Genomic DNA, 25,110 nt, shown 5'->3' on the forward strand with positions numbered 1-25,110 from the left:
GAACACGCGGCTCACTCACCGTATACGGCGCTGTCACTCCTGCTCGACATCTCACGCGAACGCCTGCCCGAAGACCCGGACATCGCCCATCGCAGACGCGACCTGGATCAGCGTCGGCCCATCCTCGGCGAACGCGGCGGCGAACGCGCTCTCGAGCTCCTCCGGGTTGGACGCCCGCCAAGACTTCAGTCCCAGGCTTCGGGCGTACGATGCGTGGTCGATCGGGGGCCGGAAGGTCCAGCGCATCGCATCCTCTGCGCCGGGCTCTCCGAGCGAGCTGCCCATCGCTCCCGTCACGGTCGCGACGTCCCGCCAGCCCCCGTTGTCGAGGACGAGGTAGACGACCGGAACGTCGTACGCGGCAGCGGTGTGGATCGCTGTGGAGTTGAACATGAACCCGCCATCGCCGAGGACGGCGATCACTCGACGATCGGGACGAGCCATCTGGATGCCGACCGCCGCCGGCGCGCCCCAACCCTGAGCACTCGCCTTCCCCGAGAGGCCGAAATACGTCCACGGTGCGCCATAGTCGACGAGTGTGTCGATGAAGCCCTCCGCGGATCCGCACTGGTTGACGACGATCGTCTCGGAGCCGCCGAGGCGATGGATGAGGTCCGCGATGTGGGCCGCCGATACCGCGCCATCAGCCTCGCCGAGCAGGCGCGACCGCAAGGCTTCGCGGCCCGCTTCCCAGCGCTCTCTGAGCCCTCGCACCCGCCCGCCCGAGCTCACGGGTACCGCTCCGCCTTCAGCGAGGCGATCGGCGACCGCATCGAGCAGGCGCCCGGGGTGGCTGAGGATGCCGACCTGACCTGCGTACTGCCGGCGCAGAGCGAGCGGGTCCACGGTGACCTGCACCACGAGGCTGTCACCGAAATCCGGCAGGGGCATCGCCAGCCCCTCGGTGAGCTCGGCGCCGAGGAGGACGACGACGTCTGCGCCCTCCAGTGCAGGGCTCGATGCGGTCAGCTTGCCGACGTACCTCGGATTGGTGTTCGGGAAGGCGAGGTCGGCGCCCTTGATCTCCCCGAGCACGGACGCGTCCACCAGGTCGGAGAGCCTTTCCAGCGCGGCAATCGCACCGTACCGCGCGACCTCTGTCCCCACCACGATGACCGGACTGGCCGCCGTCCTGAGAATCTGGGCGAGACGCTCTACCGCATCCGGATCGAGCGCCTCATGCAGATACTCGGTCACCGGTCCCGGGGTGAACTCGATCTCCTCTTCCAGAAAGTCCATCGGAATGCCGAGGTGCACCGGACCGTAGGGAGGGGTGGAAGCGATCTGGAACGCTCGCTCGAGGAACTCCGGAAGCCGCTCCGCCCGGGGGATCTCAGCCGACCACTTCGTGTACTGCTGTGTCGCCTCTGTGATGGCCCGGGGAACGTTTTCGGCGCCCAGGCATCCCTGCAGGCGGCCTTCGCCTCGACGGGGTTTGCCCGAGGCTGACGGGAACAGCGCCTCCCAGCACCGCCGGCATGGATCGCGCCGCGCTTGCTGCGACGACGTACAGCGCGCAGCGCTGCCCCCCTACGAGAGCAGAACGGTCACGGTCTTCGTCTCGGTGTACGAGATCAGTTCGTCGAGGGACTCCTCGCGGCCGATCCCCGAAGCCTTCACCCCTCCGAACGGCAGTCCCCAGAAGTGCCGGCTGCCACTGTTGACGAGGATGTAGCCGGCCTCGATCTGCCGGGCGACGACGTGGGCGCGCGTGACGTCGCGCGTCCAGATGCTCGAGGTGAGCCCGTACTGGACGCCGTTGGCGATCCGTACGGCCTCCTCGTCGGCGTCGAAGGTGGTGACGGAGAGGACGGGGCCGAAGATCTCGTTCTGCTCGACGAACGACCCGGGGCTGACACCGGTGAGCAGCGTCGGCTCGACGAACCACCCCTCATCGAGGCCGGCGGGACGGCCGCCGCCCGTCGCCACGGTGGCACCCGCCTTCCTGCCTTCGGCGATGGCGCTGATGGACTTCTGGAACTGTGCCTCCGACACGAGCGGGCCCATGTCCACGGACGGGTCCAGCGGGTCTCCCACCCGGATCGCGGCCATGCGCTCGGCGACCCGGCCGATCACTTCGTCGGCCACCGAGGAGTGCACGAGCAGGCGGCTCGTCGAGCCGCAGCTCTGTCCGGCGACCCACGTGAAGTTCATACCCGCGACGGCACCGGCCGCAGCCGCCTCCAAATCGGCGTCGGCGAAGACGATCTGAGCGTTCTTTCCGCCCAGTTCGAGCGACACGTGCTTGACTCCGGTCTCGGCTGCATCCCGCTGGATCGATTGCCCCGTCGCGGTGGACCCGATGAAACCGATCCGGCGGACCTCGGGATGACGCACCAGCGCGCGTCCGGTCACCGCGCCGCGACCGCTGACGGTGATCAACAGATTGTCCGGGAGGATCCCGACCGCGAGCTCGGCCAGGCGCAACGAAGACAGCGGCGTCTGGTCCGGGGCCTTGAGGACCACGGCGTTGCCGGCGACGAGGGGCGCGGCGACCTTCGCCGCCGCGAAGAAGAAGGGATGGTTGAACGCACCGATACGCGCGACCACTCCGTAGGGCACCTGCATGGTGTAGTGGAGGTTCGTGCTCACCGGAATCGTCCGGCCACCGAGGTCGAGCGCCATGTCGGCGAAGATCTCCATGAGTTCCGCCGCCGCGTCCACATCGCCCCTCATCATCGAGAGGGTGAACCCGCCGTCCAGTGCGTCGAGAGTGGCGAGCTCCTCACGGTGCTCTCGGATCGTCGCAGCGAGTTGCCGGATCACGGCGGCCCGGGCTCGGGGCGGCATCGCGCCCCAGGCCGGCTGCGCAGCCTGCGCCGCCGCCACCGCGCGCCCGACCTCCTCCTCGGAGAGGTCGGGGGCGGAGGTCAGGGGACGCCCGGTCGTGGGGTTCTCGACCTCGTAGCGCGCGGCACTGGCCCACGGCTTGCCATCGAGAGTGACGGTCCATTCCCGGTCTGCGACATCGGTCGACGGGCTCATCATTGACTCCTCGTTTCCAGCAGAAGCGGTTTCTGTGTTCCAGAGGAGCATGCCCACCCTCTGGGACGGGAGGATGGTCCTCGCAGCCGCGACGCATCGCCTCCTCCTCCGAGCGCGGCCGCGAAGGCCTTCCTCGGGCCCACTTGACGTAAGGCGCGCGTGTGTGGCAGAATCAATTTCTGCACATCAGAAACTATGCCTCGGCCCGCTTCGACGTGCGACGTCGGAGCGGTGTCGAAGCATTACACTACGGATAGGCGCGACGATGAGCACTTCCAGCATGACGATCTACGACGAGATCCGTCGCGGAATGATACCGGCGTACATCTACAACGACGCGGAGATCTTCGCGCGCGAACGAAAGAACCTTTTCAGCCGCGCCTGGCTGTTCGTGGGCCACGAGTCCGAGATTCCTCAGGCCGGCGACTACGTCGTCCGGCGAATACTCGACGACTCGTTCATCATCGTCCGCGACGAGAAGGGTGAGATCCGCGCCCACTTCAACATGTGCCTGCATCGCGGCATGCAGGTCTGCCGGGCCGAGATGGGGAACGCCTCGCACTTCCGCTGCCCGTACCACGGGTGGTCCTACCGCAACGACGGACGCATCGTCGGACTCCCCTTCCACGAGGAGGCCTACGGCGGCGAGGCCGGGTTCAGCCGAAAGGGCGCACGGCTCCTGCCGGCGCCGAACCTCGGTATGTACAACGGCCTGATCTTCATCAGCATGGACCCGGATGCGCCGAGCCTCGAGGACTACATCGGCGACTTCAAGTTCTATCTCGACTACTACACCCGGCAGAGCCCCAGCGGCATCGAGCTCCGGGGCCCGCAGCGGTGGCGCGTCAAGGCGAACTGGAAGATCGGCGCCGAGAACTTCGCCGGCGACATGTACCACACGCCCCAGACGCACACCTCGGTCGTCGAGATCGGGCTGTTCCGCGAGCCGAAGGCCGAGAAGCGCAAGGACGGCAACACATACTGGGCCGGCAACGGAGGCGGCACGACCTACAAGCTCCCGCCGGGCACGCTCGAGGAGCGGCTGCGGTACGTCGGCTACCCGGACGAGATGGTCGAGCGGATGAAGGCGACCTGGTCTCAGGAGCAGCTCGATGTCATCGGCCGCGACGGGTTCATGATCTCCGCGGCCTCGCTCTTCCCGAACATGTCCTTCGTCCACAACTGGCCCAAGGTCGAGGAGGGTTCGGACGAGGACGTGCTCCCGTTCATCTCCATCCGGACGTGGCTTCCGATCAGCGAGGACGAGACCGAGGTGTACTCCTGGTTCGCGGTCGACGCTGAGGCTCCGGAGGAGTTCAAGGCACTGTCGTACAAGGCCTACCTGATGTGCTTCGGGTCGACGGGCATGTTCGAGCAGGACGACGTGGAGAACTGGGTCTCGCTCACGAACACGGCGAAGGGATCAATGGCGCGGCGCCTGCTCCTGAACAGCCGCATGGGCATCCTCAAGGATGGATCGCCGGTCGTCGAGCCGCTCGGCCCCGACCAGTTCGCCGGCCCCGGCGTCGCGCACGTGGGCTACGGCGAGTACAACCAGCGCCATCTGCTCCACCGCTGGGCGGACTACCTGGAGTCGGAGTACGAGGGCGTCGACTTCCGTGCCCTGTCGATCGGCGGCGAGCCGCCACTGGATGTCGAGCCCCGACCTGCGGGCATCACGAACAATGGTCAGAAGGTGGTCCGATGATCGAGGAGACCGGCAAGGCAGTTTCCGAAGTCTCCCGGCTTCGCAAGTCGTCAACCCTCGCCGACCGGGTGGGCTCGTCCCTGCCCTTCACGAGCGAGCTGCACGCCACGATCCATCGCTGGCTCGTCGAAGAGGCCTACACTCTCGACCAGCAGCGGTATGAGAGCTGGCTGGACATGCTGACGGAAGACATCCACTACGTCATGCCCGTCCGCGTGACCACCGCACTCGGCACGCCCTTCAGCACGTCCCCCGGGATGGCGCACTGGGACGAGAACAAGTACTCGCTCAGCCGGCGCGTCGCACGGTTCCTTACCGAGCATGCCTGGACCGAGGACCCTCCGTCCCGGCTGCGTCACTTCGTGACCAACGTGCGGGTGTTCGAGACCGACGTGCCCGGCGAGGTGCTCGCCGACTCCGCGATGCTGCTGTTCCGCAGCCGAGGAGACGTGAACGAGCCGTCGATCATCTCCGCCCACCGGGAGGATGTGTTCCGTGACGTCGGAGGCGAGTACAAGCTCGCGCGCCGCGTCATCCTCGTCGACGAGTCGGTGCTGCGCACCCAGAACCTGGCGATCTTCCTGTGACCCTGGAGTGGGAAGGCGCCGACGTCGATCGGGCCGCCGCGATCGCCGCCGCCGAGGAGCGCGCACGTTTGGTCGCGCGCACCGTCGGCGAGCCGCTCACGATCGCCAACGAGTTCTCTGAGATCACGGTGAGCCGGGTCGAGACCCGCAACGGGACGCGTCTGCTCATCGACTCTCCGAAATCCGGACAATGGATCGCACTCGACCCGCTCGAGCTGGAGGCGCTCACCTGGCAGACCGTCCAGACGTTCTCAGCGATGATCGGGTCGCCGTACGCGCCCGTGTTCCCCGACCCCGACCCATCATCAACGAGGAATGACCATGGCCACGGTGAAGGCTGACCTCTCCCTCTGCCAGGGCTACGCGAACTGCGTCGTGGCCGCGGGAGACTACTTCGACATCGACGACGACGGCAAGGTCGTGCTCTTGCAGCTCGAGGTGCCGGACGCGGAGCGCACTCGCGTCGAGGAAGCCGCCCGAAGCTGCCCGGTCTCGGCGCTGTCTGTCGAGGGTTGAGCCGATTCGCATGTCTCACGTCGTCGTCGTCGGTGCTTCCGTCGCCGGAGTCAAGCTCGTACAGAATCTTCGTTCGGAGGGGTTCACCGGCGCGATCACGCTGGTGGACCAGGAGAGCCATCCCCTCTACGACCGTCCCCCGCTGTCGAAGAAGTACCTCAGCGGCGCCGCATCCGACCCGGAGATCGCGCTGACGACGGCGGAAGCGCTCGAAGGCCTGCGGGTCGAGACCCGTTTCGGCGTCGCCGCGACCGAGCTGGATCCTGCCGGCAAGACGCTGACGCTCGCCGACGGCAGCGAGCTGACCTACGACATCCTCGTCATCGCGACGGGTGCCCGAGCTCGCCGAACCCCGTGGGCTTCCACTCCCGGCGTCCACGTGCTGCGTACCCGCGCCGATGCCGACGAGCTGCGCAAGGAGCTCGTTCCGGGCCGCCACCTCGCGGTGGTCGGCGCCGGATTCATCGGCGCCGAGGCGGCCGCCACAGCGCTTGCGGCCGGTGTCAAGGTCACCATCATCGAACCGATCGGTGCTCCGATGGGCCGGGCGATGAATATGGAAGTGGGCGGTATCTTCGCGGAGAAGTACCGCAGGGAGGGTGCTGAGCTACGCTTCGGCGTCTCCGTCGAGAACGTCGAGCGCACGGGTGACCGCGTCCAGGTCACGCTCACCGATGGCGCGACGCTGGATGTCGACGCTGTCCTGCTCGGTATCGGAGCGGTCGTCAACACGGAGTGGCTCGAGTCGTCGGGCCTCGCGCTGGATAACGGTGTCGTCTGCGAAGGCACGCTTGCCGCCGTCGGCGTCTCCCACGTGTATGCGATCGGCGACGTGGCACGATTCATGAACCGACGGCATCCCGACCCGATCCGGTTGGAGCACTGGACGAGCGCGACGGATCAGGCGCTGATTGTCGCGCATAACATCGCTCACCCGGATGACCTGCGCAGCTACGACCCGACGGAGTATGTGTGGAGCGACCAGTACGACTGGAAGATCCAGATCGTCGGGCATACCGGATCTGATCACTGGACGATGGTGGGCGACCCTGCGCAGGACCGCTTCGCCGTCGTGTACGGCGAGAGCCAAGGGCAGGCCGAAGGTGCCGTCATCGTGAACTGGCCGCGTGCCCTCGTCGACGCCCGCCGCTCGGTCGCCTCGCGAGCGAAGGCGGACGAGCTGATACATCGGCTGCGCGCCCTCCTCGAGCCCTCGAGCACGGCTCCGGCGAAGGCGGCCGCCCGATGAGAGCTGACGACACCACCCTCCCCCTCCTGCACGGTCACCGCATCCCGCGAATCGGGGTGGGCACGTGGCCACTCACGGGAGACGAGTGCGCAACGATGGTCGAGAAGGCGGTCGGCTACGGTTACCGCCTGTTCGATACGGCGTACAAGTACGCGAATGAGGAGGCCGTCGGTGCCGGTCTGCGTGCATCGGGCATCCCTCGTGACGAGGTCTTCATCACGAGCAAGTTCAACAAGGAGGACCACAGCGTCGAGGGAGTGCAGCGCGCGTACGACCGATCGCTGAAGACCCTTCGCGTCGACTACCTCGATCTGTTCCTGATCCATTGGCCGGTTCCGGCCCTCGACCGATACGTCGAAGCGTGGAAGGGTCTGGTGAGACTGCTCGAAGAGGGACGAGTGAAGGCGATCGGCGTCTCCAACTTCAAGTCTCACCACCTTCAGCGCGTCGTCGACGCGACCGGTGTCGTCCCCGACGTCGATCAGATCCAGCTCAGCGTCGACATCGCCCGTGTCGAACAGCGCAGCTTCCAGCGCGCTCACGGCATCCTGACCGAGGCGTGGAGCCCGCTCGGACGCGGAGGAGCCCTGCTGTCCGATCCCGCGGTGACCGCGATCGCGTCGAAGTATGACAAGTCGCCCGCACAGGTCCTACTGCGCTGGCACATCGAGGAAGGGATCGTTCCCGTCCCGCGCGCCGGCGATGAGAAGCATCTCGCGCAGAACATCGACGTCTTCGATTTCACGCTCAGCTCGGAGGATATGGCGACGCTGAGTGGGCTGGATCAAGGCGAAGAAGCCGCCCGCGACCCGGACGATCCGGCCAACGGGCACTGAGGCCCACGGCGGCGGGTCGGTCGCTCCCGCAGCCACGCTCATCAGCGGCGTGTTCGCGTGCGCAGCGCATCCATGGGCGCTACGACGACCCGGGCCGGTTCACCCCAACAGTTCGGCGAGGCGGATCGCGGCGTCCTGCAGTGACCGCGCTAGGGACTTGACCTTGCCCGGCGGTAACCGCTGCACGGGCGCGGAGGCGTTGATCGCCAGTCGCAGTCCCGACGAGACGTGGACCGGGACCGCGACGCTCGCCACGCCGTCCTCGCTTTCCTGCCGATTCACGGCATAACCGTCCAGTCGTGTCCGAACCAGTTCGGCGACGAGTTCGTCTCGGGAACGTATGGAGTTCGGTGTGACGATCTCGAGCTGCTCGTCCGGGTACAGCCGGAAGAGCTGCTCGTCGCTCAGCTCGGCAAGCAGCGCCTTGCCGGTCGAGGTGCAATGCGCCGGCAGGGTCTTGCCCAGTCTCGAAACCACGCGCACGGCCACATCGGGCTCGGCAACGGCGAGGAATCGGACATGGTTGCCCTCGAGCGTGCCCAGGTGGCAGGTCTCACCGAGGGCGGCGCTGAGGTCCTCGAGGATCGGCTGCGCCAGTCTCGGGACATCCATCCTGCGCAGCACCGAGAAGGCCACCGTCGTCAGCGCCGGGCCAGGGCCGTAAGCCTTGGTCACCGGGTTCTGCCGCACGAAGCCGCGCCATGCCAGCATCGCGAGAAGTCGGTGCGCGGTCGAGGTCGCCACCCCGAGGAGGGCACCGGCGTCCGTGAGCCGCAGCTCGTGCTCCTCACCCAGCAGCAGGATCAGCTTCAGCGCGTTGTCGACCGACTCGATCGGATACTGGGGTGGATCGCCCGGCGACCCGAGCTGTCGATTCTGCACGGCAGAAAGCTTACTTGCAACGTGGGCGCGCTCCTCCTGCACCGCGCGCTCCGATGCCGACCCGACAGGCGGGAGGATCGTCTCCGCGGTGCCACTGCAGCCCGTGCCACCCCACGCCGCCCGCGTGGCTCCCTGTGACGGCCCCGACGGCCCAGGCGCTCTACGGTCGGAGCAGGACCTTCAGGCTGCTGGACGCGTCGCGGGACTGCTCGAAGGCGGCGGCGGCATCGTCGAAGGCGAACTCGTGGGTCGCCAGCGGCGACAGATCGATCCCCTGGGCGTCGGACGCCTGACGATCGACTCGAGGACGGCCTCGTACTCGCGATGAGCGATGGCGAACGACTGCGGGTGCCACAACTGATAGATGTGTAAGCAGCGTTCCGGGTAGGAGTCCACTACCCGCCCCAACGGGATGTCTGCACGCGCGACGCAGCAGCGGAGGAACGCGTGGTGCGCCACCAGCCAGGCGCCCATGTCACCGACTGCCAGCGCCGCATCCATTAGCGTCCCGTACTCGCGCGAAGCGCCGATCTCGGAGCGCAGCATCCGTCCACCGTCCGGCGCGCGCCTAAGGACTCCAGCTGAAGCCGGACACCGTAGAGCTGGTCGACCTCTTCTACGTCCGGGTGATACACCGTCGCTCGGCGATGGTATCGGCCTCGTTTGAGCCTTTCTTCCCGCAGCAAGCGAAACGCCTCGTGCAAATGACCTCCCCGTCGATCCAGGTCTTTCAACTTGGGTGAGTCCCATAGCGTGGTGTCACTTCCCACAGGGTCCTCGTCGTCGTTGACGAAGTGAGGGCCATCGTGGGAGACCAGTTGTTCCGCCAAGAACCCTGAAAGTGATCCCACGATGACCCAGTACCAGTCTGCCTTGACGACCTTGATCGGCGAAGTCCTCGCCGATCCCGACCTCGCCCACTCGGACGTGTTCCGTCGGATGCTGCAGGCCGGCCTGCAAGACCTGATCGACGCGGAAGCGACGATGAAGATCGGCGCGGCCCCGCACGAGCGCACCCCGGAGCGCACCACCCGCCGCAACGGGACCCGCCCGAAGACCCTCGCGACGCCGGCCGGGGAAGTCGACCTTGCGATCCCGAAGCTGCGGGAGGGGTCGTTCTTCCCCAGCTTGCTGCACCCGCGCCGCCGGGTCGACAAAGCGCTCTACGCGGTGATCTGCCAGGCCTGGATCGATGGGGTCTCCACACGGAAGGTCGACCAGCTGATCCGAGCGTTGGGCAACGACACCGGCATCTCGAGGTCGACGGTGTCCCGGATCTGCGGGGAGATCGACGAGGCCGTGCAGGAGTTCCTGCACCGTCGCATCGATCACACCTGGTTCCCCTATCTGTTCCTCGACGCCACCTACCTCGACGTCCGGGTCCGCGGCCGCGTCGTCTCGCAAGCCCTCGTCGTCGCGACCGGCGTCAGCGGTGACGGCCGCCGGGAGATCCTCGGGATGGCGCTCGGCGACGCGGAGACCACGGACTTCTGGACCGAGTTCCTCCGCGGCCTGCGCGACCGGGGGTTGAAGGTCGCGACCGACGCGGACCCGCTCGGCGTCGCCTTGGTCACATCCGACGCGCACGCCGGCCTGAAAGCCGCGGTCAAGGCGATCCTGCCCGGGTCCGGGTGGCAGCGTTGCCGCGTCCACTTCGCGCGAAACGTGACCCAGAAACTCGGATCGGCCCGCTCGAAGCCGGTCAACGCGATGATCACCACGATCTTCGCGCAAACCACCCCCGAAGCCGTCACCGCGCAATACCGGGCCGTGACCGACGGGCTCCGCTCGTCGTTCCCCGAGATCGCCGACATGCTCGCCGCCGCCGAGGCAGACCTCACCGGGTTCGCGGTCATGCCACGCGAGCATTGGCAGAAGATCTGGTCGAACAACCCCATCGAGCGACTGAACCGCGAGATCAAACGTCGCGCCGACGTCGTCCAGATCTTCCCCGACCGCGACAGCGTCACCCGGCTCATCGGCGCCGTCCTGCAAGAGCAGCACGAGGAATGGCAGTACGGCGAACGCCGCTACTTCTCCGACATCTCCATGCGCAAGCTCATCCACACCCTCCACGAGCACACCGAGACACCCCGCGCCGAGCTCTACCTCACCGCCTGACCCCACCCATCAGGAACAACCGAAGTGACACCACGCCACGGGACTTGACCTTCAACTTTCCATCCTGCGTGAGGCGGCAGTGGCGGTGACACTCCACTGCTCGGAAGAGCACTATTTCGCGCTATTGATCCGGACCCCGATGGTCGGAAGCTGTTCAGTGCCGCGTCATCGGCGCAATACGCTGGGAGACGGGGCTTCCTCTGCCCCGGGAGGACACCATGCAACCAGATAACCTCACGGTCACGGCTCGGGTGGCGCGCACAGCCGTCCCCGGGCGGCTGGACGATCTCACCGAGTGGGCGCATGGTTTCACCGGCCGGGCCCAGTCGTTCCCCGGCTACCGGGAGTCGAAGGTCCGAGTCTCGGAACGGCACCGGCGCCAGGTTGTCGTCGAGATCACGTTCGCTTCCCCCCATGACCTCATCCGGTGGGAGGACAGTAAGGAGCGGCAGGCGCACCTGCAACAGGCCGTGCCGCTCACGATCGGGCAGGCCCGTCCACTGACTCCGGACGCCCTCACCGGTGCAATCCCGACGGCCGGTCCCGCGCGCCCGCGGTGGTGGACGGCGATTTTAGTGTGGATCGCGCTGGTACCGCCTGCCATGTTCAACGCCTACTTCATCGCTCCGCTCCTGACCGGCCTGCCGCCGTACCTCCAGATCCTATGTACGACGCCACTGACCGTCGCGTGCGTCATCTGGGTGATGTTGCCTCTATTGCACGCGCTCGAGGAGAGCATCCGCCACTGGCTCGCGTGGCGGCGCGGGCGCTGAGCGTCTGCCCCATTAGGCGCTGTCGCGGCGGGCAAAGCCCTCTCCGCTCCCTCTTGTCAATCTTGCCTACCTTGGTGAGGGGCATGTCGTCGACGGCGATCAGCCGCTCGGGGTGCTTATGCTTAGCCACCCCGGCGGACTCCATGGCGGCGCGGATCCGTTCGAGCCCGAGCGGGCCGCCCTCCTTGAGACTCACGTAGACGCATACCCGCTCGCTGAACACGGGGTCGAGCATCGCGACGGCGGCCGCTAGATCGAAGCTGTCATAGCGGTAGACGAGGTCCTCCACCTCTTCGCACGAAATCTTCTCGCTGCCTCGGTTGATCATGTCGAGATGTAGCCATCCTCGGTGAAGGACCGCGCGTTCGTCTCAGGTGCGCGGTAGCATCCGCGCGGGGTGTAGCGGATCGGTTTCCTGCTCGAGCATAGATCGACGGCTCATCAGATGCCTCCAGAGTTCTTTTCGTCGGTTATGTCGGTGTGGTGATCAGCGGCGGCGCTGGCGCTTGCCGCCCCAGAACGCGCGGACTGCCATGGTGATCGCTTCGTCTTTGGTGAGGCGATCACCACGGGCCGCGGCTTCGTCGCGTGCCTGGTTGATGTACTCGAAGACGTCCGGAGGTAGTCGGAAGGTCGCGGGGTGTTTTTCGATGCGCTGGACATTGTACGGGCCGCGCTTCTTGCCGGTGCGGGGCGACGTGTCACACCCCAATCAGGGCGGCTTCGACGTCGTCATCGGCAACCCACCCTACGTCAACCGGCGCGAGCTCAGCTACCGCATCACCGGCTTCGAGACAGACAACGTCGACGACATCTACGCCTCCTGCTGCGAGCGCTCGGCGCAGATCACGCGCCCGGATGGCCGGCTCAGCCTGATCGTTCCCATCCGCAGCCAGTTCGCCGATCGCGACGAGTCACTGCGGAAGTTCTACGAGCGGCGGTTCGATGCGATCTGGGTGAGCACCTTCCAGGAACGCCCGGCTGCCCTGTTCCAGGTGAAGGTGCGCAGCACGATCATCACCGCCGCCGGGTATGGCAGCGTCTCCGAGCTGCACACGACGCTCACCCACAGCTGGATCGAGGCGTTCCGTCCGCATCTGATGGCGACACTGCGGTATTCGCTTCGGCCCGCCGGCTCGCGGACCCCGAACTGGATGCGCGCCAGCAGCGACGCGATGTTCGAGCTGATCGACACGCTGCTTGCGAAGGGCACGATCTCCTCGACGCCGCTTGTCCGTGTGAGCGACTACTCCGTCGGTTTCAAGAAGACCGCCACGTACTTCCTGAGCACGTACACGGTGCCGCCGGTCACCTACGACAAGACCACGCACGCCACGGTGCCCCTCAACGAGGGGAAGCTGTTCGTTCAGAACCGGAAGGACCAGCTCGCGGCCAGCGCGATCGCGGCGTCGCGGCTGGCGTTCCTGTGGTGGACGTTCACGGGCGACTGCTTCAACGTCACCAAGGGCACGATGTCGCAGATCCCATTCTCCCCGCACGCTTACGGGCAGGACACGTTCGATGCTCTGGTGGAGCTCGGCGAGAGGATCGAGGAGGCGCTGCCGGCCGTGCGCTCCTGGGATCTCAACTCCGGGAAGTACGTGGGCGGGTACGCGATCCCCGAACTGCGTCATCTCACCGGTCAGGCCGACGAGATCATGCTGGAGGCGATCGGCCGCATCGATCTGCTGCCGGAGATCCAGTACGCCCACGCCCGGATGTACAAGAGCACCGGGATTTCCGCGACGACACTGCGAAAGTTGCCGTTCGAGGTCGAGGTGTGACGCGCGACATCCGCACGGGTCCTTTGCCCTCGAGCGACTGCGATCGTTCGTCCGGGTCAGGATCCTCTGAGTGATGGATATGACAGGTAGGCGCTACCGGATGAGTTGACCCATCTCCCAGTCGCCGAGAGGGATCGTCCGACAAGTTCTGTCAGCGGTCCAAGCGGGACGGTGGCGGTCAGGTTGATCATCGCCGCACAGCATAGAACGCGTTCTCGAACTCGATGGGCGGGACGACACACCGACAGCGGTGGGGTGCCTACCCTTCTCAGGCGGAGTCACGGAGCGAGGTGACAAGCTCCGCGGGGAGGGCAAAGACCTTCTCGAGCAACGGGAGAAGGTCCCGGACTGCCTCGAGGTGCTGCTCTTCGGTCAGATCGTCGATCGCCGGAGGCTCGTCGCCAGTCCAGCCGATCGCTTCCGCCACGATCGTCAGGGACCAGGAGTCCCACCTGAGCCGCCCCTCGGATCGCAGCTGCTCCCGGAACTGACCGAGCACGCCCACGGGCTGAAACGCATTGCGATCGCGCGCGAGCTCGTCGCGAACGTACAACATCGCCGTTTCGAAACCGAGCAGGAACGTGTGCACTCGCTCGAACGTGACGGGCTGCCCGATATACATTCCGGATCGCTTCACGAATGCCTCGGCGATCGAGTAGACCGGCAACTCGGCCGGCCCGTTAGTTTCACTCATCTCGACTTCCCTGCCAGCAGCTCAGGAGACGGTCATTACCCGCGGCGCCGTTTGCGGCCCCAGTAGGCGCGAAGCGCAACGGTGACGATCTCGTCCTTGGTGAGGCGGTCGCCGCGGCTGGCTGCATCCTGCTTGGCCCAGTCCATCAGTTCAAGCGCGTCGTCGGGGAGACGGATCGAGACGGGCTTCTTCTGGACGTAGACGACGTTGTAGGGCCCCCGCTTCTTCTTCGCCGGCGGTGGCGTCTCCGCCTCGGCCGACTCAGGAGGCGTCGCGCTCGCCGCTGCCGGCTTCTGGCTTGCGCGAGGTGCGCGTGCGGGTGCTTCGGACGTCGCTGCCTGGTCGACGTCGCTGGTGACTTCCTCAGCGGGGGGCGCGGCCTTGCGTGCGCGGGGCTTCGCTGCAGCTGTGGGCTTCTTCGGGGCGGCCATGGTCACTGACCACCTCCTCGGTTTCCACGGCGGCGAGCGCGGCGCTCCTCGATGCGCCGCTTCTCTTCCATGCTGATGAGCTCCGCCGGCGACAGCGAGCGGGGGCGGCGAGTGCGGCCGCGCTCGGCCTGCCTCTGGTACTCGGTCGTCTTGGCCGTGCTGACGACGTTGAGGGTGACGCCGGTGATGGTGTCGCGGCTGGTGTCGAGGTTCACGTATCGGTTCTTCGACTCTTCGCGGAACCAGCCGAGGGCGTCGCCGCCGTTCTCGTGGATGCGCTTGAGCATCGTCGAGGCGTTGTACGAGTTGACCTCCATCACGCGGCCGTTGGAGAAGGTCAGGTGGGCGGTGATCTGCTTCTGCTTGTCGTGGGACTGGCCCTTGGCGGCGTTGCGGACCTGCTTGATCAGTTCGGCGTTCGCCTGCTCGCGGCCCTTCGCGGTGCGGCCCTTGGGGATGCGCATCTCGATGTACCGGTCGCCCCCGGTGGCGTATGCCACGTCGACGCGCAGCCGACCACCCTGGCGACCCTCAACGTAGGTGCCGCTGAGGTCTTCGGGGATGACGGGCTTGGCGCCGGCCTTGCCTCGCACGGGGGCGATCGAGCCGTCCTTGCGCCGGCGCCGCGGCGGGACGTGGGTGAGGCGTCCGGTGTCAGCGAGCTCCTGGAGCGCCTGGCGGTAGAGGGCGCCGCTGGTTTCGCCGTTGAGGATCTTGCGGACCATTCGAGGCGAGCGGTGCAGCTCCTCGGCGATCTCGGCCGTGCTGATGCCCTTGCGCCGCAGATCGCGGATGAGGTCTTGGGCGGTGCGCTGCTGGTCAGCCATCAGCCCTTCTCCTCTGCCTGCTCGAGCGCCTTGGCGATGCCGGCCCGCTCGGCACGTGCTTTCAGCGCGTCACGCTGCCGCAGCGTCTCCGGCGTGATGAAGGATCCGTTGAGGTAGCCCTGCAGGCGCAGGCGCCCGGTCTTGCCGTCGTCGCCGCCGCCGATGAACCGGTCCGGCAGGGACCACGCCGGCAGCTTGGTCGTGTAGATCGCATCACCCTGGATGCCGATGAGCGTCGAGGGGTCGACCGTGAGAGCACCGGAGGTGTAGCCGCCGAGGGAGCTGGGGCCGTGGAGGACGCGAGCGCGTGCGCGACCCCAGACCTGGGCGGCGAGCTCCGGGTGGTAGAAGCTTCGGGTGCGGTCGTTCGGGCGCGACGGGATGCGATAGATCCAGAGGTTGCCCTGTCGCAGCATCTTGGCCCTGTACTCGGGCGGGACGTCATCGGGCGACGCGGCGACGCGGGTCTCGTCGCGGCCCGCGGCGGCGAATGCACCGATCGAGTGCAGCATGATGTTCCGCAGCGCGGCGAGCACAGCGCGGCGCAGGTCCGGGTGCATCTCGTCCTGCAGCTGGACTCGCTCGCGGGCGCGCGTCATGCGCTCGGTGAAGGTGTCTAGAGGCTTGGCCTTGCGGAACACCACGGCCTCGTGAGGGCGGATCTCCCACCCGTGCTTGAGGGCGACGTGGATCTCGCTGCCGTCGGCCCAGGTGTCGTGCACCGCTCCGGGCCGGTTCGGATAGAACCAGCCTTCGCGAACGTCCAGGTGCTTCACACCGAGCAGGCCAACGTGGTTCCAGCCCTGAGGGACGCGGAACCGCACGTGGAAGCGGGCGCGCGCGTAGGGGTCTTGCTCGAGCAGCTCGTACGCGGCGGCCTGGTTCAGCCGGATCGCGGGGCCGATACCGAGCTCGCGCCCGACGCCGGCGAACATGAACCGGCCGTCGACGTAGGCGAACTCGCTGATCTTCTTCGTCTTGGCCGGGTCGATCAGCGGGACGCAGTCCTCGTGCTTGGCGAACGACTCCCCCGCGACCAGGTGGTCGTAGTGGTGCAGGCCCGAGGTGAAGTGGATCTCCTGGGCGATGTCGTCTTCGACCGGCACGGGGTTGATGTTCTTCGGCAGCGACAGCGCCCACAGGTTCGTTCCGGTGGCGGCAGGGCTGTTGAACAGGCGCGCGTTCTCGTCGGCGTGGCGAATGATCGACGCGGTGACGTTCCAGGCCAGACGAGCCTGGGCAGGGGTCAGCGGCCCGTCGCCGAACCACTCCTCCGCGGTGCGGACTTCGATCTTGAAGCCGGTGACCGCGTGCTCGAACCGACCGGTGGGCGGGCCGTTGTTGACCCAGTGGGCTCCGGGCTTCCAGTTCGGGGTCTGGACGTACAGCCAGTGCCGCACGCCAGGCGCAGGCTCGGGGCGCTTCCCGGTCAGCATGATGCGGTTAGCGCCGTACGAGGCAGCCGTGTCGAGCAGGTCCGTCAGGTTGGGGTTCTTGCGGCGCTCGCCGATGACGGGGCGAACGGGCGTGCCGGCGTCGGTGACGCCTTGCCCGGTGGTCTGGTCGACCCAGATCGTGGGCACGTCCTTCGGCGTCCACGGCTTGGGTCGGTAGTTCAGCTCGTCCATCTCACCCCCTCATTCGTCAGGTTATATTAGTCAAGAGTGCTTGAAAATTGCAATCAGATTTCGCAGTCGACGGGCGCTCCATGAAGGTCTGGCGGGGTCGCTAGGACGCGAGGCGGCCGCCGTAAGAGCGCCCGCGTCCGTGGTAGGACTTCTGCGCCTTCCGCAGCCCTTCCTCGGTCATCCCCAGCAGGAGGGCGATCTCTCGCTGGGTCAGCTCGGCCGCGCGCGCCTCGTCGACGACTTTGCCGCGGCGTTCGCGCAGCTCGTCCGCTTGCGCGAGCTGCTGGCCGATGCGACGGAGCTCCTCACGGATGGCGTCCGCGTCCTTGTTAGCCATGCGCCCCAGCATCCCCAACCAAGTTGGGTCTGGTTGCCGCGGCGCGCCGTAACCGCGAAAGTGGTTATATTCATCCAGCTGAGAGGAGCGCTGATGACCGGACGGCACCTCACCACGGCGGACGTCGCCGAGAAGCTCGGCGTGTCCGTCGTCGCGGTCTACAAGATGCGCTCCATCAGCAACAAGCTGCGCAGAGCCGGCCAGGAGGGTCCTCTGCTCCCCGAGCCGGTTGCCATAGAAGGCAACTCCCCGCTCTACGACGAGGCCGCGATCGACGCATTCGCGCAGGAGCGCGCGCGCAGGGCGCCCTCGCAGCGCGGCCGCCGGCCGCGACTGATGCCGGGACTGGCGCGCGATGCGGCTTTCGCGGAGCGGTTGCGGGCGGCGATCGCGGACGGGGCGGGGGCGCCCGAGGTTCCCACGCAGGCGGCTCTGATCGACCTGCTCGGCTTGAACGTCGTCACGTTCGGTGAGCGGATGCGAGGGCGCACCCGCTGGACCGACGCCGAGCTCGAGGTGATCAGGCGCACCCTCGGTGTCGACACGACGGATGCGAACGAGGTCGTAGACCGCGCTCGCGCGGCCAAGCGTCAGGCGCGCGCGGCGAGATCCCACGCGGGTTCGTAGCGGCTTCACGACATGCTCCCGCTCTCGTCGCTGGCTTGCTGGGCAGCGCAGGTTGAGAGCGTGTCCACGAGCGCACCGCGGTCGGCTTCGTCGACCGCGAGGTGCCAGGTGTCGACGATCTCCGTGTAGCGGGCGACGTAGGTGCACACGTAGTCGGCGTTCGATGGCAGCCACAGGGCTGGCCCGTGGTCGTTCTTGGCCGCATTCGTGTTGCCATCGACGGCGACGATGTTGTCGAACGAGTTGGCGAACTGAATGCGCTGCTGCTCGGTCCACGCCCACGCGCCCCCGGCGTGCGCCGCCGAAAGGCTGACGATGTGGTCGATCTGGACGCCGGAGCTTCCCGGGGCTCCAGGGGCGGCGATCCGGTCGTGCTCGAACTCAATGCGTGTGCCCGTGTACGGATCGGGGTCGAGCACGCCGGAGAGCACCGTGCAACCGTCACGGACGACGTCCTGCAGCTGGACGGCGAGGAGATCGTCTCGCTGATCGCAGCCGTTTCCCTCGATGTCGATCCAGCGCTCGCCGAACGTGGCGCGGCGATACTCGGGAATCTCCTCGGTGGGATCGATCAGCGGCAGCTCCTGCGCGACTGCGGCGAGCGCGGTGTAGTCGTAGGTCGGGTCCGGGGCGGGTGCCTGCGGGCGCGTCCATGTGTCGATCCAGGAGGTGATGCCCAGCTGGTGGGCGCCGAAGCCGAGCGCGAGAGCTGCGACCGCGGCGAGGGCTGTGCTGGCGCGGCGGGTGCGTCGGTTCATCTGCGCTCCTTTGCCTGTGCGGTGTCGGCTTGGTCGAGCAGCAGTATGGTTCGGGCGATCTGGGTGCGTGCCTCGTCGATGACCTCGAGGGTTTCGTCGTCGGCGTCGAGCTCTGAGAGTGCGTGGCTCTGGCGGCGGAGCTGGTCGCCGAGGTGGAACATGCCGGCACTGAGGAGGACCTCGGCGAGCGCGGCCGCGCGGGCGCCTTGGTGGTCGGCGCTGACGGCGAGGTCGTCGATGATCTCGATGAGGGTTGCGCGGGATCCCATCGTTGGGTCTTCTCCTGGAGTGAGCTCGCGGAGCGCTTCACGGTTGAGCAGCGTCTGGAAGAGCCTGTGCATCCGTTGGGTGAGGGGGCGGCCGTCGCGGCGGGTGCAGTTGAGCGCGAACTCGCGGAAGCTCCATCGGACGGTGACGGGTGTGCCGGTCTGGATGGTCATGGCTTCCTGGAGGCGCACGGCGATGTCGGTCATCAGTGCTCCTCGGTTCGGCCCAGGTGGGGGATCTGCTTGAGGTGGGCGCCGCGGCCGTTGCCGAGCTGGGGGGAGATCGCGCAGCTGGGCAGGTGCAGTCTCGCGTTCGGCCCGTGGCCTGCTGCCGCGTGGGGTGTGGGCTGCCGCGTTGGCCGGGTGTGCCGGGCGCCTCGCTGAGTCAGCGGGAGGGGGTTGAAGCGCAGCGACAGGGCCCAGCGATGGCCGCCGAGCGCGCGGACGACCCGCAGCCACTCTCCCTCTTTGGTGGAGTCGATGGTGAAGGTGTTCGGCTGGTCAGACATCTGCGGCTTCTTTCGGTGCGAAGGGGCTGTTCTTGGCGTCGCGGAGCATCTGCCGGGTGATCGGCTCGGTCTCCTCGAGCGAGGCGAGCGAGAAGTAGTGGCGGCGGGCGCGGGCCGCTTCGGTGCAGGTGAGCAGCTGGCGGTTGCCGTGGTTCGGGCATCCTCCCTTGCTGCGGCATCCGGCCAGGTAGCCGGCGGTGGTGCCGTGCAGGGCGGCTTCGAGGATGTCGAGCGTCTTGCTCATCAGGCGGCCTGCCGGAGTCCGAGGTCGTCACGGTCGCGGTCGATGGTGCGGACGTCGACGCCGAGCAGGTCGCTGAGCTGGGTGAGGCTGAGTCCGCGTTCGGTCCCGCGTCGGGTGGCTTCGAGGCGCTCGTCTCGGGTGAGGCGGACGTTCTGGCCGGCGAGAGCGAGCTCGATCGCGATCTCGTCGAGCAGGGGTTCCTGCCCGGCTGTGGGCGGTGCCGGGTCGGTGTCGATGTCGTCCCAGGCCAGCGGCGGCAGCCAGCCGTGCCGGCGTGCGACCGTGAGTGCGTAGGAGCGGCCGACCCGCTGCGCTCGGGTGTGGGTGGGGGGCTGCTGGTCCCAGAGCTCGTCGTAGAGCGCGGCGATGTCGTCGTGGACACGGATGTCCACGTAGGCGCCTTCGAGTGCCTTGTTGACCTTCCAGCGCGGGTAGCCGAGTCGGCGTGCGATCTCGTGGTGGTTCCATCCGATCGCGGCCAGAGCCTGGAGGCGCCGGCGGGTGCCGCGGCCGTTGACTCGGCCCTGCGCGGCGAGAGTGCTGCTGTCGGGGGTGACTGCGAGGAGTTTGCGGGCGGTGGCGCCGGTGACGAACCGTGCCGTCTCGCTGTTGAGCAGGCGACGGACCGTGGCGCCGCCGACGCCGGCGCTGATGGCGATCCGTTCGGGGATCATCCCGGTGTCGACCAGTGCCTGCAGGTGCTGCCGGATCGGCTCGATGGGTTGGTGCGCGTCCTGGTATCGCCCGTAGGCCAGGAGACGGTAGCGGTCGCGGCGGCGGCGCGCGTTGCCGTCCATGCAGGCGCGGCACCCGCAGAGGTGGACGACGTAGCAGGTGGAGGTCAGCCCGTGCTTGTGGTCCGGCGGGCAGGTGTGGGTCCGCATCTTCTCCTCCTCACAGATGGTTATATTCCCGAATATAACCCGTTCCCGAGGGTTTGGAACCCCCTCACTGCTAAGGGGTGGCCCCAGAGGCTCGAAGTCGACAATCTGAACGAGCTACAACGTTTGTTGCGGTTTCTCGCTACACTGTGCGCATGGCAGGATCAACTTTCGCTCGTCTGGGCGAGCTCGCGTCACAGCGTTGGGGCCTGGTGACCACCGCCCAGGCGCTCGAGGCTGGCGTGGCGCGCCCGACCCTGACGCGCCTCGCCAACAGCGGCGCGCTCATCCGCGTCGCGCGCGGCGTCTACCGCCTCGCCGGCGCGCCAGAGCACGAGCAGGAGGCGATCCTCGCGACCTGGCTCGCCCTCGGCGGCGCCGACCGTCCCCGCACAGACACCGGCGTCCCGCCCGTCGTCGCCGCAGGCCAGACGGCCGCGCAGCTGCATGGCATCGGCGACTGGTTCCCCGGGCCACTCGAGTTCGTCGTTCCCACCCGCCGCGGTACCCGCCTGGACGGGGTGCGGCTCCGCACCCGCGAGCTCGCGCCCACCGAGGTGGTCTCCGTCGACGGGATGCCGACCATGAGCGTCGAGCGCACGATCGCCGACCTGATCGAGCAGTGGGTCGACCGCTCCCTCGTCGCCGATGCGCTCGCCGACGCCGCGGACGCGGGAAAGCTGCTCTCCCCCGCCCGCCTGACCGAGTATCTGGAGCCGCTGGCCAAGCCCAACAAGTACCCCTCGGGTGCCGCGCTCGCGGCTGATCTGCTCGCTCTTGCGGGCGTCGACGCGGTGGTGCCGGCCGATGCCTGAGCCCGACGGCTACAAAGACTGGACGGGGCTTGCGCAGGCGATCAAGGCGGCCGCGACGAAGGCAGCCGGTGACGGCGCGAGCGCGCTGGATGTGAATGCGCAGATCGTGCAGGCACAGCACGATCGTTTCCTCAGCCGGGTCTTTGCGGAGGGGGAAGAGTCCGAGTGGCTGCTCAAGGGCGGCACGGCGATGCTCGCCCGGGTGCCGAAGTCACGGTCGACGAAAGACCTGGATCTGGCCTCGACCGGCGCCGCCGATCTGGATGCCGCGCAGCAGGCGCTCGAGCAGGCAGCCGCGCGTGATCTCGGCGACCATGTGCGGTTCCAGCTCACCCGTGCCCGTGCGACCGGGCGAGGAGAGAACCAGCCGGGTGTCGCGACCCGGCGCCTGGTGTTCACATGTCTGGACGCGAACACCGGCCGGAGGATCTCCGACATCCCCATCGACGTGGTCGTCGGCCCTCCCCCGGTCGGCCGCGTCGAGACGATCGAGCCGTCGACGCGGCTGCAGCTGGGGCGGCCGGTCCCGTCGCACCCCTACCGGCTGTTCCCGATCTCCGATCAGGTCGCGGAGAAGGTCACTGCGACGATGAGCACCTACAACGGCCGCCCCAGCAGCCGCGCGAAAGACCTGGTGGACATCGTCACCATTGCACGCACGCAGCGCGTCGACCTGCGCGAGCTGCAGATGGCCATCGACGCGAAGCGTGCACTGTCAAAGCTCGACTCGTTCACTACGTTCACGGTCCCGGACGGTTGGGACGGTCCCTACCGGGTGCTCGCGGCCGGCACGCCCTCAGCCGGCGGGATCACCGATCTGGGTGAGGCCGTGGCTCTCGCGCGTCAGCTGATCGATCCCGCGCTCGCCGACGCGCCCGTGCAACCGGGGACGGTCTGGGTCCCTGGCTCAGGCTGGACACAGAACCCTCCGCCGCCGGAGCCGGGCGGCAGCGGATCCCCTTCGGGGGAGGTCCACGTGCGCGCGCACGTGCGCTCCGGTTATCCCGTCACGGAGCACTGGCGCGCAGCGCGCGGCTCAGCCCAGGAGTGACCGCGTCAGTGCGCCGCGTCGTACGCCTCGAGGATGGACGCGGGAACCCTGCCGCGATCGCTGACCTGGTGTCCGTTCTGACTGGCCCATTCACGCACCGTGTTGAGATCGGCCCGTCCGCCCCGCGACGTCCTCGCCGGACGCCGGGTGGCTGCGCCGATGCGGCGCGCGCTCTTGGCCCAGGCCTCGAACTCGAGATCGATCTCGAGTTGCTTTCCGTCGATCGCGAAGGTCGCGGGATCGAGCCGCTCGCCAGGTCGCGCACACCACCGCGAAGGGCGGCGTCATCGCGATGACGAAGTCGCTCGCTGCGGAGGGCGCCCGCTACGGCGTCCGCGCGAACTCGATCTCGCCTGGCTTCGTCAGCACCCCGGCGACGGACAAGGCGGTGGATGCGGAGGGCAAGGCCTGGCAGGTCGGCAACGCGCTCATTCAACGCCCCGGCACGGGCGAGGACATCGCGTACATGCCGCTCTACCTGGCCTCCGACGAGTCCTCTTGGGTGACCGGACAGAACTACAGCGTCGACGGCGGCGCGACCGCCGGGTGGCGGAACGACAGCGAGACGGACCGACTGGCCGCGAAGAACGGCTGACACGCGGGTCGCGGCGCGACCGGTGACGGACGTGAGGCACGGTGTCAGCTGACACCGTGCCTCCCGTCCGTCGTGGCCACCTCGTCTAAATCGCGAGGTACCCGCCGTCGACGGCGAACTGCGCGCCGGTCGCGAAGGCGGCCGCGTCGGAACCGAGCCACGCGACCATCTCGGCGATGTCGTGCGGCGTGCCGAGTCGGCCGATCGGGTGCTTCGTCAGCAGCGCGTCCTTGAAGCCGGGGTAGGTCTCCTCCAGCGCGTCTATCATTGGCGTCTGGATCACCCCGGGCAGCACTGCGTTCACGCGGATGCCTTTGTCGGAGTACTCCACCGCGGCGGCTCGGGTGAGGCCGATGACGCCGTGCTTCGACGTGACGTAGGCGGACTGGTGGGCGATGGCGACCTGCCCGAGGGACGAGGCGGTGTTGATGATGGATCCGCCGCCCTGCGCCAGCATCTGCGGGATCTCGGCCTGCACGCCGGTTCAATATTCCGCACAGAGGAAGTTGGCCCCACGGCGTTACTGCAGTCAATCGTTCTGTTGCGCAAGCCCCCGCAGGTAAGCACGTGCGTCGTCGAGGCTGACGACATCGCCGTACTTCGCGTCGATGTCAAAGAGGCTGGCCAGGTGCGGAAGGGCTGCCCGGTCGCCGACTGCCTCTTCGACGACGATGGTGTGGAAGCCGTAGGAGCAGGCGTCAACCGCCGAGGCGCGCACGCACCCACTGGTGGTGCAGCCGACGATGATGATGGTGTCGACACCCCGTGAGATCAAGCGTGCGGCGAGATCAGTTCCGAAGAAGCAGGATGCGTACTTCTTCACCAGGGTCATCTCGTGGGGCAGCTGGCCCAGCCTGCTGTCGACCTCCACCCATTCGCTGCCCTCCACCAACAGGTGGTTGGACGGGATCTTCTTGATCCAGAGCCCCGCCTCCTGCAATTCGGTGTCGTACGCGACCGTCGAGAAGAAGATGGGGATCTCGAGTTCACGGGCGGGGACGAGTAAGGCATTGGTGGCGGCCAGCTGTGACTCCAGTTCGCCTGACAGGGGCGAACGGCTGTCCGTGAATCCGGTGATCAAGTCGACGATCAGCAGCGCCGGCTTCTCGCCGTAGCCGATCCGGCCGCCCAATCCCTTGGCCTTGAACTCGTCGCGCAGCCGTGCGTACTCATCGATCAGCTCCGTATTCGTCACGAATCGGCTCTCCTGTTCCCCGTCGACTGATAGTGCGCCGCGATGGCATCGCTCGTCGTCACCCAGACACCATCGTGAGACGTGATGTGCTCGAGGGCCCGATCAAGGTAGCGGTGGCGGAACGGCTGGCCGACGATGAACGGGTGCAACGGCAGCGACATGACGCGACCCGAGTGCTCGGAGTCTGAATAGAGCTGATCGAACTGGTCGATCACCGCTTCCAGGAACTGCGGGCCGGTATAGCTCTTACTCACGAACATCGTCACATCGTTGAGTTCTATCGTGTAGGGAACGCTGAACATCCCGTCGACGTTCAGCGGATACGGCTGATCGTCGTTCGTCCAGTCCAGGACGTAGTCATACCCCAGCTCCCGAAGGATCCGCGGCGTCTCGAACGTCTCTGTGAGCGCCGGGCCAAGCCAGCCCCGCGGCCGTACTCCGGTGGCGGAGGCGATTGTATCCGTCACGTCTTGAAGGTAGGCGCGCTCCGTGTCAGCACCCATTCCAGCTTGGAAGGTGGAATTGTCGCGGCCATGCGCGAGCCACGCCCAGCCGCGTTGCCGGCCTGCCTCGAGAATCTGGGGGTAGTGCCGACAAACGTCGGAGTTGAGAAGCACACTTGCGGGCACTCCATGTCGGTCGAGGCTCTCGATCATCCGCCACAGGCCTACCCGCGGACCGTAATCGCGCCAGCCGTAATTGAGTGGATCCGGCTGCAGCATCGCGGTACCGCCGAAGATGCTCGTGGAGGGCTTGTCGATCTGATAGTGCTCGATGTTCAGCCCGACATAGAACGCCACTCGGGCCCCAT

The 25,110-nt window shown here is 67.3% G+C and carries 33 protein-coding genes; 14 read left to right on the forward strand and 19 right to left on the reverse strand.

Annotated features, from left to right (window positions below):
- Nucleotides 1–51: 51 nt before the first annotated feature.
- Both IM777_RS16315 and IM777_RS16325 read right to left on the reverse strand, forming a co-directional pair.
- Nucleotides 52–1,239 (reverse strand): thiamine pyrophosphate-dependent enzyme, encoded by a 1,188-nt coding sequence (locus IM777_RS16315; protein ID WP_139833214.1) that lies wholly within the window; start codon nt 1,237–1,239, stop codon nt 52–54.
- A gap of 291 nt (nt 1,240–1,530) precedes the next feature.
- Complete coding sequence (locus IM777_RS16325; RefSeq protein WP_062633835.1) at nt 1,531–2,985, reverse strand: aldehyde dehydrogenase family protein; 1,455 nt, start codon at nt 2,983–2,985, stop codon at nt 1,531–1,533.
- A 265-nt stretch (nt 2,986–3,250) separates the two neighbouring features.
- Between IM777_RS16325 and IM777_RS16330 the strand changes: the two genes are divergently transcribed.
- From IM777_RS16330 to IM777_RS16355, 6 genes are read left to right on the forward strand one after another with little or no spacing between them, the layout of a single operon-like run.
- Nucleotides 3,251–4,693 (forward strand): Rieske 2Fe-2S domain-containing protein, encoded by a 1,443-nt coding sequence (locus tag IM777_RS16330; protein ID WP_228164524.1) that lies wholly within the window; start codon nt 3,251–3,253, stop codon nt 4,691–4,693.
- The gene (locus IM777_RS16335; RefSeq protein ID WP_062633826.1) at nt 4,690–5,280 is read left to right on the forward strand and encodes a 3-phenylpropionate/cinnamic acid dioxygenase subunit beta; all 591 of its coding nucleotides are present in this window, start codon (nt 4,690–4,692) and stop codon (nt 5,278–5,280) included. The genes IM777_RS16330 and IM777_RS16335 overlap by 4 nt, the downstream gene beginning before the upstream one ends.
- A complete protein-coding gene (locus IM777_RS16340) occupies nt 5,277–5,621 on the forward strand; it encodes a hypothetical protein (RefSeq protein ID WP_085603657.1) in 345 nt (114 codons plus the stop codon). The genes IM777_RS16335 and IM777_RS16340 overlap by 4 nt, the downstream gene beginning before the upstream one ends.
- Nucleotides 5,602–5,796, forward strand: a complete 195-nt coding sequence (locus IM777_RS16345) for a ferredoxin (protein WP_062633830.1) — start codon at nt 5,602–5,604, stop codon at nt 5,794–5,796. The genes IM777_RS16340 and IM777_RS16345 overlap by 20 nt, the downstream gene beginning before the upstream one ends.
- A gap of 10 nt (nt 5,797–5,806) precedes the next feature.
- Entirely contained in the window at nt 5,807–7,045 is a 1,239-nt protein-coding gene (locus tag IM777_RS16350; RefSeq protein ID WP_062633832.1) for an NAD(P)/FAD-dependent oxidoreductase, read from the forward strand.
- A complete protein-coding gene (locus IM777_RS16355; RefSeq protein WP_005050739.1) occupies nt 7,042–7,881 on the forward strand; it encodes an aldo/keto reductase in 840 nt (279 codons plus the stop codon). The genes IM777_RS16350 and IM777_RS16355 overlap by 4 nt, the downstream gene beginning before the upstream one ends.
- A 99-nt stretch (nt 7,882–7,980) precedes the next feature.
- Here IM777_RS16355 and IM777_RS16360 read toward each other — a convergent pair whose 3' ends face one another.
- Nucleotides 7,981–8,763, reverse strand: a complete 783-nt coding sequence (locus IM777_RS16360) for an IclR family transcriptional regulator (protein WP_039712028.1) — start codon at nt 8,761–8,763, stop codon at nt 7,981–7,983.
- An 88-nt stretch (nt 8,764–8,851) separates the two neighbouring features.
- Between IM777_RS16360 and IM777_RS16365 the strand changes: the two genes are divergently transcribed.
- From IM777_RS16365 to IM777_RS16375, 3 genes are all read left to right on the forward strand, one after another.
- Nucleotides 8,852–9,091 carry a hypothetical protein gene (locus tag IM777_RS16365; RefSeq protein ID WP_194384079.1) on the forward strand — a complete coding sequence of 80 codons (240 nt, stop codon included), beginning with the start codon at nt 8,852–8,854 and terminating at the stop codon, nt 9,089–9,091.
- A gap of 524 nt (nt 9,092–9,615) precedes the next feature.
- Nucleotides 9,616–10,884: an IS256 family transposase gene (locus IM777_RS16370; RefSeq protein WP_194384080.1), complete on the forward strand. Its 1,269-nt coding sequence runs from the start codon at nt 9,616–9,618 to the stop codon at nt 10,882–10,884.
- A 218-nt stretch (nt 10,885–11,102) separates the two neighbouring features.
- On the forward strand, nt 11,103–11,657 hold the full coding sequence (locus tag IM777_RS16375) for a putative antibiotic biosynthesis monooxygenase (protein WP_005050743.1): 555 nt from the start codon (nt 11,103–11,105) through the stop codon (nt 11,655–11,657).
- Here the strand turns inward: IM777_RS16375 and IM777_RS17630 are convergent.
- Together IM777_RS17630 and IM777_RS16385 are read right to left on the reverse strand one after the other, a co-directional pair.
- Nucleotides 11,578–11,985, reverse strand: coding sequence for an AMP-binding enzyme (locus tag IM777_RS17630; RefSeq protein WP_005050745.1), 408 nt, complete (start codon nt 11,983–11,985; stop codon nt 11,578–11,580). The two genes, IM777_RS16375 and IM777_RS17630, sit on opposite strands and share 80 nt — an antisense overlap.
- Before the next feature lie 159 nt (nt 11,986–12,144).
- The gene (locus IM777_RS16385) at nt 12,145–12,369 is read right to left on the reverse strand and encodes a hypothetical protein (protein ID WP_039712023.1); all 225 of its coding nucleotides are present in this window, start codon (nt 12,367–12,369) and stop codon (nt 12,145–12,147) included.
- Between IM777_RS16385 and IM777_RS16390 the strand changes: the two genes are divergently transcribed.
- A complete protein-coding gene (locus IM777_RS16390; protein ID WP_039712022.1) occupies nt 12,356–13,441 on the forward strand; it encodes an SAM-dependent methyltransferase in 1,086 nt (361 codons plus the stop codon). The genes IM777_RS16385 and IM777_RS16390 overlap by 14 nt on opposite strands.
- Before the next feature lie 268 nt (nt 13,442–13,709).
- Here IM777_RS16390 and IM777_RS16395 read toward each other — a convergent pair whose 3' ends face one another.
- From IM777_RS16395 to IM777_RS16415, 5 genes are all read right to left on the reverse strand, one after another.
- Complete coding sequence (locus IM777_RS16395; RefSeq protein WP_005050749.1) at nt 13,710–14,135, reverse strand: hypothetical protein; 426 nt, start codon at nt 14,133–14,135, stop codon at nt 13,710–13,712.
- A 35-nt stretch (nt 14,136–14,170) separates the two neighbouring features.
- Nucleotides 14,171–14,572, reverse strand: coding sequence for a hypothetical protein (locus IM777_RS16400; protein WP_005050751.1), 402 nt, complete (start codon nt 14,570–14,572; stop codon nt 14,171–14,173).
- Nucleotides 14,569–15,393 carry a hypothetical protein gene (locus IM777_RS16405; RefSeq protein ID WP_047801722.1) on the reverse strand — a complete coding sequence of 275 codons (825 nt, stop codon included), beginning with the start codon at nt 15,391–15,393 and terminating at the stop codon, nt 14,569–14,571. The genes IM777_RS16400 and IM777_RS16405 overlap by 4 nt, the downstream gene beginning before the upstream one ends.
- Complete coding sequence (locus tag IM777_RS16410; RefSeq protein WP_005050756.1) at nt 15,393–17,021, reverse strand: hypothetical protein; 1,629 nt, start codon at nt 17,019–17,021, stop codon at nt 15,393–15,395. The genes IM777_RS16405 and IM777_RS16410 overlap by 1 nt, the downstream gene beginning before the upstream one ends.
- 100 nt (nt 17,022–17,121) lie before the next feature.
- The gene (locus IM777_RS16415) at nt 17,122–17,358 is read right to left on the reverse strand and encodes a hypothetical protein (protein WP_043340519.1); all 237 of its coding nucleotides are present in this window, start codon (nt 17,356–17,358) and stop codon (nt 17,122–17,124) included.
- A 93-nt stretch (nt 17,359–17,451) separates the two neighbouring features.
- Between IM777_RS16415 and IM777_RS16420 the strand changes: the two genes are divergently transcribed.
- On the forward strand, nt 17,452–17,985 hold the full coding sequence (locus tag IM777_RS16420; RefSeq protein WP_005050761.1) for a helix-turn-helix transcriptional regulator: 534 nt from the start codon (nt 17,452–17,454) through the stop codon (nt 17,983–17,985).
- A gap of 5 nt (nt 17,986–17,990) precedes the next feature.
- On the opposite strand, the gene IM777_RS16425 is transcribed toward IM777_RS16420, so the two are convergent.
- From IM777_RS16425 to IM777_RS16445, 5 genes are read right to left on the reverse strand one after another with little or no spacing between them, the layout of a single operon-like run.
- Entirely contained in the window at nt 17,991–18,743 is a 753-nt protein-coding gene (locus IM777_RS16425; RefSeq protein WP_005050763.1) for an HNH endonuclease family protein, read from the reverse strand.
- Entirely contained in the window at nt 18,740–19,216 is a 477-nt protein-coding gene (locus IM777_RS16430; RefSeq protein WP_005050765.1) for a hypothetical protein, read from the reverse strand. The genes IM777_RS16425 and IM777_RS16430 overlap by 4 nt, the downstream gene beginning before the upstream one ends.
- A complete protein-coding gene (locus IM777_RS16435; RefSeq protein WP_005050767.1) occupies nt 19,216–19,518 on the reverse strand; it encodes a hypothetical protein in 303 nt (100 codons plus the stop codon). Before IM777_RS16435 ends, IM777_RS16430 begins: the two co-directional genes overlap by 1 nt.
- Nucleotides 19,511–19,762: a hypothetical protein gene (locus IM777_RS16440; RefSeq protein WP_005050769.1), complete on the reverse strand. Its 252-nt coding sequence runs from the start codon at nt 19,760–19,762 to the stop codon at nt 19,511–19,513. The genes IM777_RS16435 and IM777_RS16440 overlap by 8 nt, the downstream gene beginning before the upstream one ends.
- Complete coding sequence (locus tag IM777_RS16445; protein ID WP_005050771.1) at nt 19,762–20,646, reverse strand: hypothetical protein; 885 nt, start codon at nt 20,644–20,646, stop codon at nt 19,762–19,764. Before IM777_RS16445 ends, IM777_RS16440 begins: the two co-directional genes overlap by 1 nt.
- Before the next feature lie 152 nt (nt 20,647–20,798).
- Between IM777_RS16445 and IM777_RS16450 the strand changes: the two genes are divergently transcribed.
- Both IM777_RS16450 and IM777_RS16455 read left to right on the forward strand, forming a co-directional pair.
- Entirely contained in the window at nt 20,799–21,458 is a 660-nt protein-coding gene (locus tag IM777_RS16450) for a type IV toxin-antitoxin system AbiEi family antitoxin domain-containing protein (RefSeq protein WP_005050774.1), read from the forward strand.
- Nucleotides 21,451–22,509: a nucleotidyl transferase AbiEii/AbiGii toxin family protein gene (locus IM777_RS16455; RefSeq protein ID WP_005050776.1), complete on the forward strand. Its 1,059-nt coding sequence runs from the start codon at nt 21,451–21,453 to the stop codon at nt 22,507–22,509. The genes IM777_RS16450 and IM777_RS16455 overlap by 8 nt, the downstream gene beginning before the upstream one ends.
- A 5-nt stretch (nt 22,510–22,514) precedes the next feature.
- Here IM777_RS16455 and IM777_RS16460 read toward each other — a convergent pair whose 3' ends face one another.
- Complete coding sequence (locus IM777_RS16460) at nt 22,515–22,733, reverse strand: Lsr2 family DNA-binding protein (protein ID WP_082157160.1); 219 nt, start codon at nt 22,731–22,733, stop codon at nt 22,515–22,517.
- Between IM777_RS16460 and IM777_RS16465 the strand changes: the two genes are divergently transcribed.
- Entirely contained in the window at nt 22,661–23,104 is a 444-nt protein-coding gene (locus IM777_RS16465; protein WP_082157159.1) for an SDR family NAD(P)-dependent oxidoreductase, read from the forward strand. The genes IM777_RS16460 and IM777_RS16465 overlap by 73 nt on opposite strands.
- Nucleotides 23,105–23,189: 85 nt before the next feature.
- On the opposite strand, the gene IM777_RS16470 is transcribed toward IM777_RS16465, so the two are convergent.
- From IM777_RS16470 to IM777_RS16480, 3 genes are read right to left on the reverse strand one after another with little or no spacing between them, the layout of a single operon-like run.
- Nucleotides 23,190–23,582 (reverse strand): SDR family oxidoreductase, encoded by a 393-nt coding sequence (locus IM777_RS16470; RefSeq protein ID WP_005050794.1) that lies wholly within the window; start codon nt 23,580–23,582, stop codon nt 23,190–23,192.
- Between the two features lie 51 nt (nt 23,583–23,633).
- Nucleotides 23,634–24,299 carry an N-carbamoylsarcosine amidohydrolase gene (locus IM777_RS16475; RefSeq protein ID WP_005050795.1) on the reverse strand — a complete coding sequence of 222 codons (666 nt, stop codon included), beginning with the start codon at nt 24,297–24,299 and terminating at the stop codon, nt 23,634–23,636.
- Nucleotides 24,296–25,099, reverse strand: a complete 804-nt coding sequence (locus tag IM777_RS16480) for a polysaccharide deacetylase family protein (protein WP_203225534.1) — start codon at nt 25,097–25,099, stop codon at nt 24,296–24,298. The genes IM777_RS16475 and IM777_RS16480 overlap by 4 nt, the downstream gene beginning before the upstream one ends.
- Nucleotides 25,100–25,110: the final 11 nt, after the last annotated feature.

This window comes from Microbacterium luteum (assembly GCF_015277875.1).
In the GTDB taxonomy this organism is placed as follows: domain Bacteria; phylum Actinomycetota; class Actinomycetes; order Actinomycetales; family Microbacteriaceae; genus Microbacterium; species Microbacterium luteum.

Bases quoted from the DNA above. Each gene is read 5' to 3' on its own strand.
- IM777_RS16315 (WP_139833214.1), bottom strand. From the start codon at position 1,239: ATGGACTTTCTGGAAGAGGAGATCGAGTTCACCCCGGGACCGGTGACC.
- IM777_RS16325 (WP_062633835.1), bottom strand. From the start codon at position 2,985: ATGAGCCCGTCGACCGATGTCGCAGACCGGGAATGGACCGTCACTCTC.
- IM777_RS16330 (WP_228164524.1), top strand. From the start codon at position 3,251: ATGAGCACTTCCAGCATGACGATCTACGACGAGATCCGTCGCGGAATG.
- IM777_RS16335 (WP_062633826.1), top strand. From the start codon at position 4,690: ATGATCGAGGAGACCGGCAAGGCAGTTTCCGAAGTCTCCCGGCTTCGC.
- IM777_RS16345 (WP_062633830.1), top strand. From the start codon at position 5,602: ATGGCCACGGTGAAGGCTGACCTCTCCCTCTGCCAGGGCTACGCGAAC.
- IM777_RS16350 (WP_062633832.1), top strand. From the start codon at position 5,807: ATGTCTCACGTCGTCGTCGTCGGTGCTTCCGTCGCCGGAGTCAAGCTC.
- IM777_RS16355 (WP_005050739.1), top strand. From the start codon at position 7,042: ATGAGAGCTGACGACACCACCCTCCCCCTCCTGCACGGTCACCGCATC.
- IM777_RS16370 (WP_194384080.1), top strand. From the start codon at position 9,616: ATGACCCAGTACCAGTCTGCCTTGACGACCTTGATCGGCGAAGTCCTC.
- IM777_RS16375 (WP_005050743.1), top strand. From the start codon at position 11,103: ATGCAACCAGATAACCTCACGGTCACGGCTCGGGTGGCGCGCACAGCC.
- IM777_RS17630 (WP_005050745.1), bottom strand. From the start codon at position 11,985: ATGATCAACCGAGGCAGCGAGAAGATTTCGTGCGAAGAGGTGGAGGAC.
- IM777_RS16395 (WP_005050749.1), bottom strand. From the start codon at position 14,135: ATGAGTGAAACTAACGGGCCGGCCGAGTTGCCGGTCTACTCGATCGCC.
- IM777_RS16405 (WP_047801722.1), bottom strand. From the start codon at position 15,393: ATGGCTGACCAGCAGCGCACCGCCCAAGACCTCATCCGCGATCTGCGG.
- IM777_RS16410 (WP_005050756.1), bottom strand. From the start codon at position 17,021: ATGGACGAGCTGAACTACCGACCCAAGCCGTGGACGCCGAAGGACGTG.
- IM777_RS16415 (WP_043340519.1), bottom strand. From the start codon at position 17,358: ATGGCTAACAAGGACGCGGACGCCATCCGTGAGGAGCTCCGTCGCATC.
- IM777_RS16420 (WP_005050761.1), top strand. From the start codon at position 17,452: ATGACCGGACGGCACCTCACCACGGCGGACGTCGCCGAGAAGCTCGGC.
- IM777_RS16425 (WP_005050763.1), bottom strand. From the start codon at position 18,743: ATGAACCGACGCACCCGCCGCGCCAGCACAGCCCTCGCCGCGGTCGCA.
- IM777_RS16430 (WP_005050765.1), bottom strand. From the start codon at position 19,216: ATGACCGACATCGCCGTGCGCCTCCAGGAAGCCATGACCATCCAGACC.
- IM777_RS16435 (WP_005050767.1), bottom strand. From the start codon at position 19,518: ATGTCTGACCAGCCGAACACCTTCACCATCGACTCCACCAAAGAGGGA.
- IM777_RS16440 (WP_005050769.1), bottom strand. From the start codon at position 19,762: ATGAGCAAGACGCTCGACATCCTCGAAGCCGCCCTGCACGGCACCACC.
- IM777_RS16445 (WP_005050771.1), bottom strand. From the start codon at position 20,646: ATGCGGACCCACACCTGCCCGCCGGACCACAAGCACGGGCTGACCTCC.
- IM777_RS16450 (WP_005050774.1), top strand. From the start codon at position 20,799: ATGGCAGGATCAACTTTCGCTCGTCTGGGCGAGCTCGCGTCACAGCGT.
- IM777_RS16455 (WP_005050776.1), top strand. From the start codon at position 21,451: ATGCCTGAGCCCGACGGCTACAAAGACTGGACGGGGCTTGCGCAGGCG.